This window comes from Paenibacillus ilasis (assembly GCF_043195395.1).
In the GTDB taxonomy this organism is placed as follows: domain Bacteria; phylum Bacillota; class Bacilli; order Paenibacillales; family Paenibacillaceae; genus Paenibacillus_AQ; species Paenibacillus_AQ lautus.
In genome coordinates, this window is the sequence record NZ_JBHDJG010000001.1 from 180410 (window position 1) to 195195 (window position 14786).

A 14786-nucleotide genomic window follows, 5' to 3' on the forward strand; every position below is an offset into this window, starting at 1 on the left:
TTACACCCCCTCAATCGATACGAGTTTGGGATGGCGCATCATGCCATCCTGACTCCACTCGAGAAATGTGACCTGAACCGAAAGCGGCTGGCTAAGCCAGGCCAGCTGTTCTTTCTTCAGGTCGGTATGAAGCGTATTCCATATCGCCTCAGCACGATGGCTCTCGGCGTATTGCAGCAGCCTCTTCTTCGTCTGCTCATTAAGCCCCAGGGAAGCCCGGCCGATATAGTTGCCGTCGTCATCGGCAATGACGAGGCTGGCCACGCGGCCTTCCCTGATAATCATGGCGACGGCGGTGGCTGTCAAGTTCACGGCAATCTTTTTCTTGTACCAATCCCGATGTTTCTTGCCTTCACGATAAGGAGAGGAGAGGCGCTTCATCACAATGCCCTCCCATCCCCGTTCTTCGGCCCAACTCCATAAATGCTCGCCTTCAAGAAACAGATCCGCGGTCAGGAGGCCCGGCGTGTCGGAAACGATCTCCTTCAGGCGGTGGTGTCGTTCAAGATATGGCAGCTTGCGCATGTCTTGGTCGCCGTCCACCAGAATGTCAAAGAGAACATAAGTAAACAGAGGAGCGTTCGTGCTGACCGCACGCGAACGCTCCCGCTGAAGAACTTTCTGAAACACGGGACGACCAAGCTCCGGATGAAAATACACAACCTCGCCATCCAGAAGAAGGCGCCGTTCTTGCAGGCCGGATAATGCCTGAACGACTTCGGGATACAGAGAGGTTTTATCGAGCAGCTTGCGGGAGTATAGCGATACGCGGTTTTGGTCAATTCCGGCGAGTATGCGCACCCCGTCCCATTTCAGTTGATAACCCCAATCCTCGCCCGTCGTGATCTGATCTGTTGAGATGGGTGCCATCGGCTCTTTGGGCAGTAGATTCTGCAATTGTCCCATACGGATCAGGATGTGGAGTCGGTTTTCTTGGATTTGGTTGTCCGGCGCTTCGGCTTCGGTGCGTCAAGCTCGCCTTCTCCGCCGCTGACTTTGGCAGCCGGTTCTTTGGCAGCCGTCTTCCGGGTTGTTTTACGCGGCTTCGGTTTGGTGCCCGGATCCGTTCCGATCGGCTTTACGGCTTCGATGCTTGCCTGGAGAGCAGCCATCAGATCGACAACGTTGGTCTCCTGACGAGCAGGGGCAATTTTGATTTCTTCGCCGGATACTTTGGCGTTGATCAGATCCAGCAGACGTTCGCGATAATCATCCGTATATTTCTCAGGATCAAAGGGAGTCGACAGCTGGTCAATCAGCAATTTGGCCATATCGAGTTCCTTGGAGTTAACCTCGGTTCTTTCAGGCAAATTCGGGACCTGGGAGATCGGCCGGATCTCATCCGGGTAGAAAATCGTCTCGATCGACAAGCATTCATCGAGCACCCGGATCGCGGCCAGACTGCTCTTCGAGCGAATGGCGATTTTGGCAATGCCGATTTTGCCGGACTGCTTCATCGCTTCCAGCAGGAGTCGATATGCGTTTGCGCCTGCCTGATCCGGAGAAAGGTAGTACGTCTTTTGAAAATAAATCGGGTCAATTTCGGTCAGATCCACAAAGTCCAGAATGGTAATGTTTTTGCTGTTCTGCTCCGCCAGCTGCTCCAATTCTTCTTTTTCGAACAGCACGAATTTCCCCTTCTCATACTCGTACCCCTTCGTAATTTCCTCCCAGGCAACTTCCTCTTCACATACCGGACATTTACGGATGTAAGAGAGCGGGCTGCCGCATTCCTTGTGAATGTACCGCATCGAAATATCCTTATCTTCCGTAGCCGAGAACATCTTGACGGGCACGTGTACCAGACCAAAGCTGATCGCGCCCTTCCATACCGTATGCATTCTATGAAACCTCCTATCAAATTCTAATATGTTTGGGTATGACCGTGTAGTAAACGTAATAAACGACTGCTATAAATTTTTGTACTACCTCTATTAGTGTGCCCAAAAAAAGACTCTAGTATGAGTTATAGCTCGAGATTGCATAATTAGAACCGGTTTGTGGCATATTGACGATGAACTCTGCCTGTATAAGGAGGTATTTTTCGTCATGATGGAGCCTAGAGAAACCGAAACGTCGGAGGAGATACAGAAGGACAGGGCCTCGGATCATTCCGCTGCAGAAGCGGTGAACGGGGACATGGTGGATTGGAACAGCCTGACCTCGGAGGAGAGCGAGATCTCTCGGGAATCTACGATGTTTGATATTGACCGGATGATCAATGAAGGCCTTGGCGGAGGCAATGTCACATTGGATAATGGGCTGATCGGCCCTTCCACAACCGATACGATGGACGTCGTGGACGAATCGCCAAGAAATATGGAGAAGGAGGATTAAACGTATGGAGATACAGCGCGCCGTGGAAATTTTCAATTCCAAGGATACTTACAAAGTCAATCTGGAAGGGGAATCGGTTTGGATCGAGCATGTGGATCAGCAGAAGGGGATGGCCACCGTCCAGGTTGGCTCCCGTCCGACTAATACGCTGACTGTGAACGTAGACCGGCTGCAAGAAGGCGAATAGCTTCTTAACGGGGAGAGGCTCTTGGCTTACGTCTAAGCGTTTAATAAACACGAAAAAAACACACCTTGTACGGGTCCCATATCGCCGGACACCGGACAAGGTGTGTTTGCGTTGATGGTGGTTAACGAAGCTCTCTAAAAAATAGTCGAACATCGTCAGTCAGCAGATCAGGAGCTTCCAATGCGGCGAAATGGCCGCCACGGTCGAGCTCTGACCAGTGAACGACATGATACTGTTTCTCTACCATACTGCGAATGGAGAGATCCTTGGGAAAGACTGCTACGCCGGTGGGGACCGAGGAATATGGCGCCGGCGCTCCCCAATTATTGGAGCTTTCTTTATAAATTCTTGCGGAGGAGCCTGCCGTAGCTGTCAGCCAATAGATCGAGACATTCGTAAGAAGGAGCTCAAGGTCTACCGCATCCTCAGGAAGATCTGCCGTGGGATCGGTCCACTCCTTAAACTTCTCCACAATCCATGCAAGCTGCCCGACAGGGGAATCCGTTAAACCGTAGGATAGTGTCTGGGGTCTGGTCGCTTGAAGGATAGCATATCCGGAACCATCAAATCCCCCGCCGGCTAATTCATCATAGCGCAGTTTCTCTGCGGCCGTAAGGTTCTCACTTTCAGCCGGATCTCCGGTGGGAAACACCGATAGACCGTTACAATGAACGCCTACGATTCGCTCAGCAGCGATCCGGCCTAGTTCTGCTGAAACCATGCTCCCGGTATCTCCCCCCTGTGCTCCATAACGCTCATAGCACAGGCGGCGCATTAATTCATCCCACGCTTTAGCGACACGTTCGATATTCCATCCACGTTCCGTTGTATGCCCGGAAAAGCCGAAGCCTGGGAGGGACGGGATTACGAGATGAAATGCGTCGGACGGATTCCCACCGTACTTCCCGGGATTGGTGAGCGGTTCAATCATATGCGTGAACTCCACAATGGATCCTGGCCAGCCATGGGTTATGATTAGAGGAAGCGCATCGGGCTCAGGGGAGCGAACATGCAGGAAGTGAATGTTTTGCCCATCGATGGTGGTCATGAATTGGGGGAATTCATTCAGCATGGCTTCATATTTACGCCAGTCATAGGAATCCTTCCAATAGGTGGATAGCTTTTTCAGGTAAGACAGCGGCGTTCCATATTCCCAATGATTATCCTCCAGGTCATCAGGCCACCGAGTGCGGGCCAAACGTTCCTTAAGGTCAAGCAGGTCCGACTCTGGAATTTGAATGCGAAAAGGAAGTATGGTTTTTTCTGAACATGGGGCTGTATTCGATTCATTCGTGGGGTTCATAATAATCCTCCTCAAATCTCTTGATCATTGTTATGGTTTAACTATAATGCTTAATCTTTGACTACGTAGTGTCAGTGTTTGCAACCCGGTTTGACGTTTCTATTCTCATCTCAGTCATGAAGCGAAACTCATGTTCTTGCAGCCGGTTGGGAGGACCGATATAATGAAGATCAAGTATTTTGAGATATGGGCAAACTAAGTAAAGGGTGGGTTATCAGTGAACAATGGCCGTACGGAGGGCCCGTTTCGAATGATTTCAAGCAGTCTGGAGGAGACGGAGCAGCTTGCTGCCTGGCTGGCCGCGAGGGCGGAGCCAGGGACTGTCATCGGTCTGGACGGGGATCTTGGAGCAGGGAAAACGGCATTCTCCAAACAATTTGCACAGCACCTTGGTGTGAACGGGGTTGTGAATAGCCCGACATTTACGATTATTAAAGAATATGAGGGGCGTCTGCCGCTCTACCATATGGATGTGTACCGTTTGTCGATTGATGAAGCGGATGAGCTCGGGCTGGATGAGTATTTTTTTGGTGAGGGGGTTTGTCTCGTAGAGTGGAGCAGCCTGATCACCGAGCTCTTGCCTGAGCGGTATCTGCATATCCAGCTAGAAACGACAGGCGAAACGCACCGGATTATCACACTTTCAAGCCAGGGCGAGCCCTATGGCGAGTGGTGCCGGGATTTGAATGAAAAATGGGGTAGCTGGAATGAACAACAATGACACGAAGCCGCAGCAGCGGTTTTTGGCGCTGGATACGTCTACGGCATCGCTGGGGGTATCCGTGATGGAGCAGGACAAGCTGCTGTCGGAAGTTAACACGAATGCGGACCGCAACCACTCGGTGCATCTGCACCCGGTGATGGCACAGGCGCTTGCGGAAGCAGGCCTAGGCATGGACCAGATGGACGGCATTGCCGTAGGTGTAGGTCCGGGTTCTTATACCGGAATTCGGATTGCGGTAACGGCTGCCAAAACATTGGCATGGGCTAATCACATCCCGGTTGTCGGGGTATCCAGCCTGCATGCCTTGGCATGGGGGGGCTTGAAGTCTGGATGGCATCAAGCCGAGCCAAAGAAGGGAGTCCACTGGGTCATTCCGCTGCTGGATGCAAGACGGGGACAAGTGTACACGGCATTATTCGCTGCCGATCCAGAGAGCCAAGGGGATGCGCCGATACGTATGGAAGCAGATGGTATTCGCCTGATGCAAACCTGGGTGGAAACCATAAAGGAACGTATCAGCAAGCTGCCTGAAGAGGAGCGCCCGGTTTGCATTTGGTTTATTGGGGAAGTGGAGCTTCATGCCGAAACCGCCCGAGGGCTTGAGCCGTGGTTTGGAGACCGGCTGCATATTCATCCGTATTCGCTTGAAGGCCGCTGGATGGGGTACTTGGGAGCGGCCAGATTGCTCGCGGGGGAAGCGGATGATGTGCATACACTAATACCCAACTATACACAGCTTTCCGAAGCGGAAGCGAACCTGCTGCGTAAGCGGTGAAGGGAGCGTAGGATTCGTCATGGATCAGCAGAAGAAGCCGGTAGATGGTGAAGACGGTTTGTCCTTTCGGTTGATGACCTTGGAGGATATTCCGGAGGTTCTCGAGGTGGAGCGCGAAGCGTTTACCGTGCCCTGGACCGAGGAAGCTTTTCACAATGAACTGAAACTGAATCATTTTGCACGTTATATGATTATGGAGTACGAAGGCCGAACCGTAGGGTATGCCGGCATGTGGACGATCGTGGATGAAGCGCATGTCACGAATATTGCCCTGCTGGAGCAGTATCGCGGACGCAAATGGGGCGATCGGCTGCTGACGGAACTGATGAAGACCGCTGCTTATATGGGGATGGAGAAAATGACGCTCGAGGTTCGGGTGTCCAATGACGTTGCCCAGCGTTTATATATCAAAAAAGGGTTTAAACCAGCCGGTGTCCGGAAGGGGTATTATTCCGATAACCAGGAAGACGCACTCATCATGTGGGCAGATCTGCCCCCTTATCGGGAGGACGATGGCGAGGAAGGAAGTCAAAGGCTATCATGAAGGATGAAAAAATAGACCGGCAGCACAGCTGCATATTGGCGATAGAAACGAGCTGTGATGAAACCTCGGTTGCCGTCGTAAAGGATGGCTGCGAAGTATTGTCCAGCGTCATTGCCAGCCAGATTGAAACGCATAAGGCATTTGGCGGGGTGGTGCCCGAGGTGGCCTCCCGCAAGCATGTGGAGAGCATTACGTTAATTATTGAGCAGGCCGTAGCCGAGGCCGGGATCGAAATGAAGGATTTGTCGGCGATCGCCGTCACGCAGGGTCCCGGTTTGGTCGGAGCGCTTCTCGTGGGCGTCATGGCTGCCAAAAGCCTGGCTTTTGCGCTGGGCAAGCCGCTGATCGGCACGCATCATATTGCGGGCCATATTTACGCAAACCGCTTTGTGGGCGATATCGCCTATCCTTGCATGGCGCTGGTTGTTTCCGGCGGCCATACCGAGCTGGTCTACATGAAGGACGAGGGCAGCTTTGAATTAATCGGCAGGACGCGGGATGATGCGGTTGGCGAAGCGTACGACAAGGTGGCCAGGGCGCTTGGCTTCCCGTATCCCGGAGGCCCGCATGTCGACCGTATGGCCTTGGAAGCCGAGGAGGTCGTGGATCTTCCCCGCGTATGGCTGGAGCCCGATTCTTATGACTTTAGCTTCAGCGGTTTGAAGTCGGCTGTATTAAATGTCGTCAATCAGAGCAAAATGCGTGGAGAGGACGTTCGGACGGAAGCGATAGCCCGGGGCTTTCAGGAATCCGTTGTGGAGGTGCTCGTGGAGAAGGCGGTTCGCGCGGTCAAAGCATACGATGCCAAACAGCTGCTGCTGTGCGGTGGCGTTGCCGCCAATCGCGGGCTCCGTAAAGTTTTGGCTGAACGATGCGAGCAGGAAGGGATTCCGCTAACGATTCCGCCATTTCAGTATTGCACCGATAACGGGGCGATGATTGCCGCCGCGGCCCATTTGAAATGGAAGCAGGGGAGCTTTACGCCGCTCGATATGAAGGCGGACCCGCAAATGTCGCTGGAACTTTGGGCGGAACCATTAAGCTAAAGCGTCTTGACACGTCTCTATATAGGACGTATAATCATGATCAAATTCCAGAATATTGAAACGTAAAGAACAGGACCAGTAAGGTGAACCTTGGATGAAGAGAGCTGCGGGACGGTGCAACGCAGACGAGAGGGACCTGAACTCACCTGGGAGCGGAGCAGGGGAACCTTGCGCAATAAAATGCCGATCCGGCATGGATTGAAATTGCGGAGTTTGACCTTGTTACGGGATGGCCTCCGTGAGAATGGCTGCGCACAAATCATTTGTGATTTGGCGATGGAGGGGGCTTTAAGATCCGGGAGACAGCAGTATGAACCCGGGAGCTTAGAGTCAACAAGAGTGGTACCGCGATAGGATAGCCTGTCGTCTCTTGAATAAGAGACGACAGGCTTTTTTGCATTCTTATTAGGCAGCTAATGATTTGATCAAGCAAAAGTAGGCATATGACAACGAAACGGTGCAAAAGAGGCAGGATACCCGGTGAAGGGAGCCGGATATCATGAGGTTTTTCCTAACAGCATATCGTGTAAACGCGATGAACGGGAGCAGTAAAAGGGAGCTGTCTACAGAGAGCTGCGGGTATGGTGTGACGCAGCGGCAGCAACCTTCGAATCTCGCCCGGGAGCGGAAGAGGGGAACATCTTGCATCGGCTGGTTTGGTCCATGGATCGGCTGCCAAGAATGCAGGCTTTATCCTCTTACGGCGTTTCCTCCGTCATCAGGATGTCCATCTCTTCATGTCCGGCCGGTATGAAGAGATCATGGACGTGAGCGGACGCGTACGTGTCGCGGCAGAACTGCTGCGAGCGAGGCGCGTCAATTAGAGTGGTACCACGGAGGGTTGTAAGCCCGTCGTCTCTTATATGAAGAGATGGCGGGCTTTTTTTGCTGCCGGCAGCAGCAGGGTGGGATGCGGACGCAAGTCGACGTGCGGACGTAAAGCGAACATATCGAGCAGATGGGACAACAAGCCCGTAGGTAATCGGGTCATACCCTAACCAAGGAGGAGTATACAAAAATGAGTGAATCCATAAGAACCATCCAAATATTCGATACCACATTGCGGGACGGGGAACAGGCGCCAGGAGCAAGCCTGCAGCCTGAACAGAAGATTGCGCTGGCCGGAAAGCTGGCGGAGCTGGGCGTTGACGTCATGGAGCCCGGATTTCCGGTGTCCAGTCCCGGGGAGTTTGCCGCTGTGCAGGCTATCTCAATACAGCTGCAGCAGGTGGAAGTATGCGGATTCGCACGTGCTGTGAAAGGGGATATTGATGCTGCCGTTAAGGCCACCCAGGACGCGGCCAGAAGGCGAATCCATCTGTTTATTTCGTCTTCCGACATCCATCTACGCCACCAGCTGCGCATGAGCCGTCCGGATGTGGTGGCAAGGGCACGTGAGATGACTGCTTATGCGAAGCAGTTCAGCGACGTGGTGGAATTTACGGCGATGGATGCCTCGCGTACCGGTATTGACGACTTAATTGAGATGGTGGAGGCCGTCATTGAAGAGGGTGCAACGATGATCAATCTGCCCGATACGGTTGGATATGCACTTCCGAATGAATACGGCGAGATGTTCCGACGCGTGCGGGAAGGTGCCCGTGGCGGAAAGACGGTCGCCTACAGCGCCCACTGCCACAATGATCTCGGTCTGGCTGTGGCCAACAGCCTGGCCGCTATTGAGAACGGCGCCAGCCAAATCGAGGTTACCGTGAATGGGGTGGGCGAGCGTACAGGCAACTGCGCACTGGAGGAGCTGGTCATGGCTCTATCTACCCGGGGTGACATGCTGCGGGCGGAGACGGGCATTACGGCCGAGAAGCTGTATGAAGTATCCCGTCTCGTTAGCGGTGCGATGCATTTTCCAATTGCCTTCAATAAGCCTGTGGTTGGCCGGAACGCCTTCCAGCATGAATCCGGCATCCACCAGGACGGACTGCTGAAGGATCGAAGCACCTACGAGATTATGGACCCGGAAAAGCTGGGCATCCCACGGAGCATGATCGTGCTGGGTAAGCATTCCGGTCGTCATGCGCTGAAGGATCGTCTTGCCAGGTACGGTGTTCAGCTCGAAGGAGCCGAGATGGAGTCCTTGTACGACACCTTCAAGGAGACGGCTGACCGTCAGAAGGTGGTCAGCGATGATCAGCTGCTGCAGATGGTGAGCAGTACACTGGGCAAGCCGGCACAGGTATATGAGCTGGCCGAGACGCAGGTCATTTCCGGCACGGGAAGCAGTCGGGTTGCGGCCGTCACGCTGCGCCATCTGAGCGAGCAAACGGAAGCCACCTACTCCAGCGTGGCGGACGGTCCTGTTCAAGCCGTTATTTCGGCGATCAGCCAAGGCATCAGCAGCGACATCCGCTTTGGTGATCTGGAGCTTCACTCATTAAGCAGCGGCGAAGATGCGCATGCCGAAGCAGCGGTCACGGTGGAGAAGGCCGGCAAGATCTTCCGCGGCACGGCGGTGCACCAGGACATCGTCATGGCGGCAGGTCTGGCTTATGTTGCTGCATGCAACTCGGCGTTGATGTCGGTATAGACAGGGAGGTTGTTAAGGGGAACCTTAGAGTCTCCCCTGGTATTTACTTAGCATTGGCATAAGCGACCTTCCGAACCGGATTGAGGAGGGTCGCTTTTTTCAAAATTAAGCTCAACATAACTTGCAAATAACAAGAGGTAAGTCTATATAGAGGCCTATTATATAAGACATATAATTCTGTCAAGTTGTGAACAACGTTATCCACATATTCGCCGAAAAATGTGCATAAGCAAGAAAAATGTCGATAAATCGGTCTTTTGCAAGATGCTGAAAAGAGGGGACAGGATTTTCAAATTTACCGGTGGAAACTGTGGATAATGTGAATAACTTAGTGGATAAAGCTGGATATAGGACCAAGGATGCGCGTATAACAACAAAAAAATGGCCGTTTCGGCCATTTTCATGGTAAACTTATGCACCATTACTGGGGATAAGTTTGTGTATAAGTGCAAAACTCCATTTGAAACACTTTTGTGAATTTTTTTTAATCTTCCAGCAATGACTCCCATTCGGCAAAAATTTGCTCAAGCTGACTCTTTTTCTCCTCTAACGACTGCTGCCGCTCTTGGAGTGCCATATAATCCTGATAGATCTCCGGCAATGTCATCTCGGTTTCCAATTGAGTAATGTCCGATTCCAGGGAGTGAATTTGCTCCTCCAGGCTTGCAAGTCTGCGCTGACGGTTTCGCTCCTCCCGCTTTGCTTGCTTCTCGGCTTCAAAGGAAACGGCTCCCTGTTTCTCGACGGCAGCTTCAGCTTTCCCTTCCTGTTTCAGGGTGTGACGAGCAAACGGCTCGGAAGGTTCGTCATTCATATCGAGAATTTCCTGCTTTTTCTCCGTATAGTCGTCATAATTACCCAGGAAATGTTGAATGCCGTCCGGATGAAGCTCGATGATGCGCTCGGCCATTTTGTTAAGGAAGTAACGGTCATGGGATATGAACAATAAAGTGCCTTCGTAATCCATGAGTGCCGATTCCAAAACCTCTTTTGCAAATAAGTCCAAATGGTTTGTCGGCTCGTCCAAGATGAGCATGTTGGCTTCCAGGAGCATCAGCTTGGCAAGCGAGACGCGTGCCTTTTCCCCGCCGCTTAAGGAACTGATCTTCTTGAGCACATCTTCACCGCTGAAGAGGAAGTTGCCCAGAACGGTGCGGATACGGGCTTCTTCCATATGCGGATAGGTGCCCCATAGCTCTTCCAGAACGGTATTGCTCGGATTCAGCTCGGATTGCTCTTGATCGTAGTAGCCGATCTTCACTTTTGTCCCCCATTGAAGCGATCCCCCCGTTGGTTTCAAGGTACCGATCAGGCATTTCAGGAGCGTCGATTTGCCAACCCCGTTGGGACCGATCAAAGCTACGGTTTCCCCGCGGCTGAGATCAAAGGAAACCTGTCGGAACAGCGGCTTGTCCTGTTCGAACGCAAGCGCAAGATCCCGCACATGAAGGACATCCTTACCCGACATATACTCGGCTTCAAAAGAAAAATGAGCTTTTTTCAAATCGCCCAGCGGTCTGTCGAGCCGTTCCATTTTATCCAGCGCTTTGCGGCGGCTCTGTGCGCGCTTGGTCGTAGAGGCCCGGACCAGATTTCGCTGAATGAAGGTCTCCATGCGGGAGATCTCATCCTGCTGCTTCTCGTATTGCTTCAGCTGGGATTCATATTCCGCTGCCTTCAGTTCAATATACCGACTGTAGTTGCCCGTATATTTTTTGGAATGGCGGCGTTCGATCTCCACAATGGTCGTTACCAGACGATCCAGGAAATAGCGGTCATGGGATACGACAAGCAACGAGCCGGAATATCCGCGCAAATAATCCTCCAGCCAGGTGAGGGTGGCGATATCCAGATGGTTCGTCGGTTCGTCCAGCATGAGCAGATCGGGTGCCTGCAGCAATATTTTTGCAAGGGCCAGCCTTGTCTTCTGCCCGCCGCTTAATGTGGCAATGGACGTATCCGGCGAGAAACTGCCGAATCCCATGCCGTGCAGCACGCTGCGGATGCGTGTTTCGATCTCATAACCGCCTTGATCCTTGAACCAGTCCGAACGGATCGCATAACGATCCAGAAGCTCCTGGTATTTCTTTTGATCCTCGCTCGACTTCGGGTCGGCAATTTGTTCCTCCATCTGACGCAGCTCGCGCTCCATCTCCAGAAGGGGAGTGAAGACATCCAGCATCTCGTTCCATATCGACGAATCGGACTGAAGCCCGCTGTTCTGGGCAAGATAACCAACGGTAGTTTCCTTAGCCTTGAAGATTTGTCCGCCATCATAAGACATCTCGCCGGCCAATATTTTGAGCAGCGTCGATTTCCCGGCTCCATTGACTCCGACAAGGCCGATTCTTTCGCGTTCAAGCACCTGCAGATTGATCCCGTCAAGCACGGGCGTAACTCCGTATAATTTCGTAATGCCATTGGCTTGCAGCAGCATGTTATGTGAAACCTCCATCATTCTATATGTTTGTACCATTAATTCTTCATTATAAGAAAAACATTTACCGACGTACATTCTCAGAAGACAGACCGCATATAGCGGAAGTTTTTCTTGCGAGATAAGGAGGGTGGCCTCTGAAGTATATACATTCTTATCTCTTAAGAAAAACGTCTACCGACGTACATTCTCAGAAGACAGACCGCATATAGCGGAAGTTTTTCTTGCGAGATAAGGAGGGTAGCCTCTGAAGTATATACATTCTTATCTCTTAAGAAAAACGCTTACCGACGTACATTCCCAGAAGACAGACCGCATATAGCGGAAGTTTTTCTTGCGAGATAAGGATGGTAGCCTCTGAAGTATATACATTCTTATCTCTTAAGAAAAACGTCTACCGACGTACATTCCCAGAAGACAGACCGCATATAGCGGAAGTTTTTCTTGCGAGATAAGGAGGGTAACCTCTGAAGTATATACATTCTTATCTCTTAAGAAAAACGTCTACCGACGTACATTCTCAGAAGACAGACCGTTTTTGGAAGCTGTTTTTCTTGCGATATCAGGATGGTCATGCTTTGAAGTCTATACGATCTGATATCTTAAATTAAGTGTACATGAAAATGACCGAACAATCGACCATGATTGGCGACTTCCGGCATTCTTGGCTAAAGGAAGGAACAGTGGTAAACTAAACTTAATTATAAGCGTGAGAGGAAAGATCACGTGTTGAACCCTGAGGAAGATTTGAAGCGGGTATCCGCAAAAGCTGCCCTGCGCAAAGCGATGGCATTGCGAAGGGATGAATTATCTGAGGAAGAGCGGGCAAAGCGGTCGCAGCAAGCCTGCGAGTTTGCTTCGGAGGTCATGAATCGGTTTCAACTTCAGAGCATGATGATCTATGTCCCCTTTCGCTCCGAACTGGATTCCCGGCCGCTTGTTGAATGGGCATGGAAGCAGGGGATTCAGGTTATCGTCCCGCGGAGTTTGCCCCAAGACCGTTCGATGGAGTTGTATAAGCTTCAGGCATGGAACGAACTGATCCCCGGAGCCTACGGCATTCCGGAACCAGATCCGTTGCGGTCGGAGAAATGGAATCACCCTGGACCTGATATCATCTGGGTACCCGGGCTTGCGTTTGACAGAAAGGGCGGAAGGCTTGGGTACGGAGGCGGTTATTATGACCGGCTGTCGGACAGGCTTAACCAGGGAGCACAAGACAACTCTCGTCAGATCGTGAAGCCCTTGTGGGTGGGAATCGGTTACGAGGTTCAGGTCTTGGAGCATGTTCCCATGGAAGAACATGATAGGGTACTGGACGGTTTGGTTACGGAACTGGGACATACCGTGAAGGCCGGAACTGCAGCGGAGGGATAAGAGATGGAATTGAGCCATTTTAATGGCCAAGGCAGAGCACGCATGGTGGATGTTAGTGATAAAGATGTAACGGCCCGGACAGCGGTAGCGAAGACCACGGTCCGTATGCATCCGGATACGCTGATTCGCATCCAGGAGGGGAAGATCGGCAAAGGAGATGTGCTCGCCGTAGCACAGGTTGCGGCCATTATGGCTGCCAAGAATACGTCGAACTGGATTCCGATGTGTCATCCGCTGCCGTTGACCGGCGTGAATGTGGAGTTCAGCGATAATGCTAGAGATGAGTTATATATAGAAACGACTGTGAAGACCACAGGCAAAACCGGCGTTGAAATGGAAGCCTTGACCGCAGCTTCCGCCGCTGCGCTGACGGTCTATGACATGTGCAAAGCCTTGCAAAAAGACATGGTCATCGGCCCTACCTACCTGGTAAGCAAAACCGGTGGGAAGAGCGGGGATTACATACAAGAAACAACATAGCATTGAATAGAGACAGGAGAATCGGACGAGTGGGAAGGAGAGAGGGCAGATGGTGTGGAAAACGGCGATCCTGACGGCGAGCGATAAAGGTTCGCGGGGGGAACGCGAGGATACGAGCGCTCAAGTGATCCGGGAATTGGTGGAGGAAGAGCTGAGCGGAGAAATTATTGAATACCGGATCGTACCGGACGAGCCGGATGAAATTATCGCGGCATTGATCGAGCTGACGGATTATTATCAAGTGGATCTCGTCCTCACGACAGGCGGAACGGAGCTGGCGGTCCGGGATGTTACCCCGGAGGCAACCAAGCGGGTCATCGAACGCGAAGTGCCCGGCATTGTGGAAGCGATGCGCGCTACCGTCATGCAGAAGAATCGGAGCGCGATGCTGTTTCGGGGCGTATGCGGCGTCCGCGGCCGCACCTTGATTGTCAATCTCCCGGGCTCGCCAAAAGGCGTGCACGAGAATCTGGCTGCGGTCATGGATCAGCTTCCGGAGGCACTGCTGATGGTAACGGGCCAGTATCGCGAGCAGCTCTAAGTGATATCCTATTAGATAATTATGTAAATAATCTGTCACGTTTCTAGACTGTATATGTGATTTACATTATGGTATGATGGCGATATATGAGCTTGTTTCAACTGCTGTAGTCGGATTATGGTCATTAGTTAACACCTGTTGTAGTGCAAGGCATGATGGATTTAGATCATCCTGAAGTCCTTTTGAAGGCATTGAGCAGGACGAGGAGGAGAATCGATATGAGTACAATTGGAGTGCCGGGTATTATTTTACTCGTCATTTTGGCGCTGCTCTTGTTCGGACCGAACAAGCTTCCTGAACTGGGACGCGCGGTCGGAAGAACATTCCGGGAGTTTAAGGACGGTGCCCGCGAGATTATTGCTGACGATGCGCCGGCGAAGAAGAAAGAAGAGGCTCCCCAGCAAGCCGTTGCTGCTGAACCAACCAAGGTTGAAGACAAGCGTCTTCCGGAATAATGCAAGGTTTGAAGTCCCTTCCTTCGGGAGGGATTTTG

16 protein-coding genes and 1 other annotated feature are annotated in these 14786 nt (G+C 52.0%); of the genes, 11 read left to right on the forward strand and 5 right to left on the reverse strand.

Annotation, left to right across the window (positions count from 1 at the left end):
* Together ACETK5_RS01020 and ku are read right to left on the reverse strand one after the other, a co-directional pair.
* The gene (locus ACETK5_RS01020; protein WP_394054135.1) at window positions 1-906 is read right to left on the reverse strand and encodes an ATP-dependent DNA ligase; all 906 of its coding nucleotides are present in this window, start codon (window positions 904-906) and stop codon (window positions 1-3) included.
* A 5-nt stretch (window positions 907-911) separates the two neighbouring features.
* Entirely contained in the window at window positions 912-1841 is a 930-nt protein-coding gene (gene ku / locus ACETK5_RS01025; RefSeq protein WP_100539127.1) for a non-homologous end joining protein Ku, read from the reverse strand.
* 208 nt (window positions 1842-2049) lie between these two features.
* On the opposite strand from ku, the gene ACETK5_RS01030 reads away from it, so the two are divergent.
* A complete protein-coding gene (locus tag ACETK5_RS01030; protein WP_100539126.1) occupies window positions 2050-2337 on the forward strand; it encodes a hypothetical protein in 288 nt (95 codons plus the stop codon).
* Between the two features lie 4 nt (window positions 2338-2341).
* Window positions 2342-2524, forward strand: a complete 183-nt coding sequence (locus tag ACETK5_RS01035) for an H-type small acid-soluble spore protein (RefSeq protein WP_100539125.1) — start codon at window positions 2342-2344, stop codon at window positions 2522-2524.
* A gap of 121 nt (window positions 2525-2645) precedes the next feature.
* On the opposite strand, the gene ACETK5_RS01040 is transcribed toward ACETK5_RS01035, so the two are convergent.
* Window positions 2646-3827, reverse strand: a complete 1182-nt coding sequence (locus ACETK5_RS01040; RefSeq protein ID WP_394054136.1) for an epoxide hydrolase family protein — start codon at window positions 3825-3827, stop codon at window positions 2646-2648.
* A gap of 250 nt (window positions 3828-4077) precedes the next feature.
* Between ACETK5_RS01040 and tsaE the strand changes: the two genes are divergently transcribed.
* Genes tsaE through tsaD form a run of 4 tightly spaced genes read left to right on the forward strand, consistent with a single transcriptional unit; the run spans window position 4078 to window position 6916 of the window.
* A complete protein-coding gene (tsaE, locus tag ACETK5_RS01045) occupies window positions 4078-4548 on the forward strand; it encodes a tRNA (adenosine(37)-N6)-threonylcarbamoyltransferase complex ATPase subunit type 1 TsaE (protein WP_100539123.1) in 471 nt (156 codons plus the stop codon).
* On the forward strand, window positions 4535-5326 hold the full coding sequence (gene tsaB, locus ACETK5_RS01050; RefSeq protein WP_326114196.1) for a tRNA (adenosine(37)-N6)-threonylcarbamoyltransferase complex dimerization subunit type 1 TsaB: 792 nt from the start codon (window positions 4535-4537) through the stop codon (window positions 5324-5326). The genes tsaE and tsaB overlap by 14 nt, the downstream gene beginning before the upstream one ends.
* A 19-nt stretch (window positions 5327-5345) precedes the next feature.
* Window positions 5346-5870 carry a ribosomal protein S18-alanine N-acetyltransferase gene (gene rimI, locus ACETK5_RS01055; protein ID WP_100539121.1) on the forward strand — a complete coding sequence of 175 codons (525 nt, stop codon included), beginning with the start codon at window positions 5346-5348 and terminating at the stop codon, window positions 5868-5870.
* Entirely contained in the window at window positions 5867-6916 is a 1050-nt protein-coding gene (gene tsaD, locus ACETK5_RS01060) for a tRNA (adenosine(37)-N6)-threonylcarbamoyltransferase complex transferase subunit TsaD (protein ID WP_100539120.1), read from the forward strand. Before rimI ends, tsaD begins: the two co-directional genes overlap by 4 nt.
* A gap of 526 nt (window positions 6917-7442) precedes the next feature.
* Window positions 7443-7779: a binding site (T-box leader), on the forward strand.
* On the opposite strand, the gene ACETK5_RS01065 is transcribed toward tsaD, so the two are convergent.
* Complete coding sequence (locus ACETK5_RS01065) at window positions 7776-7907, reverse strand: hypothetical protein (protein ID WP_394054137.1); 132 nt, start codon at window positions 7905-7907, stop codon at window positions 7776-7778. Its footprint overlaps the feature before it by 4 nt.
* A gap of 27 nt (window positions 7908-7934) precedes the next feature.
* On the opposite strand from ACETK5_RS01065, the gene ACETK5_RS01070 reads away from it, so the two are divergent.
* Window positions 7935-9458, forward strand: coding sequence for a 2-isopropylmalate synthase (locus tag ACETK5_RS01070; RefSeq protein ID WP_394054138.1), 1524 nt, complete (start codon window positions 7935-7937; stop codon window positions 9456-9458).
* Window positions 9459-9942: 484 nt separating this feature from the next.
* On the opposite strand, the gene ACETK5_RS01075 is transcribed toward ACETK5_RS01070, so the two are convergent.
* On the reverse strand, window positions 9943-11895 hold the full coding sequence (locus tag ACETK5_RS01075) for an ABC-F family ATP-binding cassette domain-containing protein (RefSeq protein ID WP_394054139.1): 1953 nt from the start codon (window positions 11893-11895) through the stop codon (window positions 9943-9945).
* A gap of 726 nt (window positions 11896-12621) precedes the next feature.
* Here ACETK5_RS01075 and ACETK5_RS01080 point away from each other — a divergent pair.
* The 4 genes from ACETK5_RS01080 to ACETK5_RS01095 all read left to right on the forward strand — a co-directional run bounded on the left by ACETK5_RS01080 (window position 12622) and on the right by ACETK5_RS01095 (window position 14748).
* Window positions 12622-13272 carry a 5-formyltetrahydrofolate cyclo-ligase gene (locus ACETK5_RS01080; protein WP_243390833.1) on the forward strand — a complete coding sequence of 217 codons (651 nt, stop codon included), beginning with the start codon at window positions 12622-12624 and terminating at the stop codon, window positions 13270-13272.
* A 3-nt stretch (window positions 13273-13275) separates the two neighbouring features.
* A complete protein-coding gene (gene moaC, locus ACETK5_RS01085; RefSeq protein WP_071222520.1) occupies window positions 13276-13752 on the forward strand; it encodes a cyclic pyranopterin monophosphate synthase MoaC in 477 nt (158 codons plus the stop codon).
* Window positions 13753-13801: 49 nt separating this feature from the next.
* Window positions 13802-14293, forward strand: a complete 492-nt coding sequence (locus tag ACETK5_RS01090) for a MogA/MoaB family molybdenum cofactor biosynthesis protein (protein WP_076324712.1) — start codon at window positions 13802-13804, stop codon at window positions 14291-14293.
* A gap of 218 nt (window positions 14294-14511) precedes the next feature.
* On the forward strand, window positions 14512-14748 hold the full coding sequence (locus tag ACETK5_RS01095; RefSeq protein WP_076324711.1) for a twin-arginine translocase TatA/TatE family subunit: 237 nt from the start codon (window positions 14512-14514) through the stop codon (window positions 14746-14748).
* Window positions 14749-14786 lie beyond the last annotated feature (38 nt).

Excerpts from the sequence above, each read along its gene's own strand:
- ACETK5_RS01020 (WP_394054135.1), bottom strand. The coding sequence starts at position 906 with ATGGGACAATTGCAGAATCTACTGCCCAAAGAGCCGATGGCACCCATC.
- ku (WP_100539127.1), bottom strand. The coding sequence starts at position 1,841 with ATGCATACGGTATGGAAGGGCGCGATCAGCTTTGGTCTGGTACACGTG.
- ACETK5_RS01030 (WP_100539126.1), top strand. The coding sequence starts at position 2,050 with ATGATGGAGCCTAGAGAAACCGAAACGTCGGAGGAGATACAGAAGGAC.
- ACETK5_RS01035 (WP_100539125.1), top strand. The coding sequence starts at position 2,342 with ATGGAGATACAGCGCGCCGTGGAAATTTTCAATTCCAAGGATACTTAC.
- ACETK5_RS01040 (WP_394054136.1), bottom strand. The coding sequence starts at position 3,827 with ATGAACCCCACGAATGAATCGAATACAGCCCCATGTTCAGAAAAAACC.
- tsaE (WP_100539123.1), top strand. The coding sequence starts at position 4,078 with ATGATTTCAAGCAGTCTGGAGGAGACGGAGCAGCTTGCTGCCTGGCTG.
- tsaB (WP_326114196.1), top strand. The coding sequence starts at position 4,535 with ATGAACAACAATGACACGAAGCCGCAGCAGCGGTTTTTGGCGCTGGAT.
- rimI (WP_100539121.1), top strand. The coding sequence starts at position 5,346 with ATGGATCAGCAGAAGAAGCCGGTAGATGGTGAAGACGGTTTGTCCTTT.
- tsaD (WP_100539120.1), top strand. The coding sequence starts at position 5,867 with ATGAAGGATGAAAAAATAGACCGGCAGCACAGCTGCATATTGGCGATA.
- ACETK5_RS01065 (WP_394054137.1), bottom strand. The coding sequence starts at position 7,907 with ATGACCCGATTACCTACGGGCTTGTTGTCCCATCTGCTCGATATGTTC.
- ACETK5_RS01070 (WP_394054138.1), top strand. The coding sequence starts at position 7,935 with ATGAGTGAATCCATAAGAACCATCCAAATATTCGATACCACATTGCGG.
- ACETK5_RS01075 (WP_394054139.1), bottom strand. The coding sequence starts at position 11,895 with ATGCTGCTGCAAGCCAATGGCATTACGAAATTATACGGAGTTACGCCC.
- moaC (WP_071222520.1), top strand. The coding sequence starts at position 13,276 with ATGGAATTGAGCCATTTTAATGGCCAAGGCAGAGCACGCATGGTGGAT.
- ACETK5_RS01090 (WP_076324712.1), top strand. The coding sequence starts at position 13,802 with ATGGTGTGGAAAACGGCGATCCTGACGGCGAGCGATAAAGGTTCGCGG.
- ACETK5_RS01095 (WP_076324711.1), top strand. The coding sequence starts at position 14,512 with ATGAGTACAATTGGAGTGCCGGGTATTATTTTACTCGTCATTTTGGCG.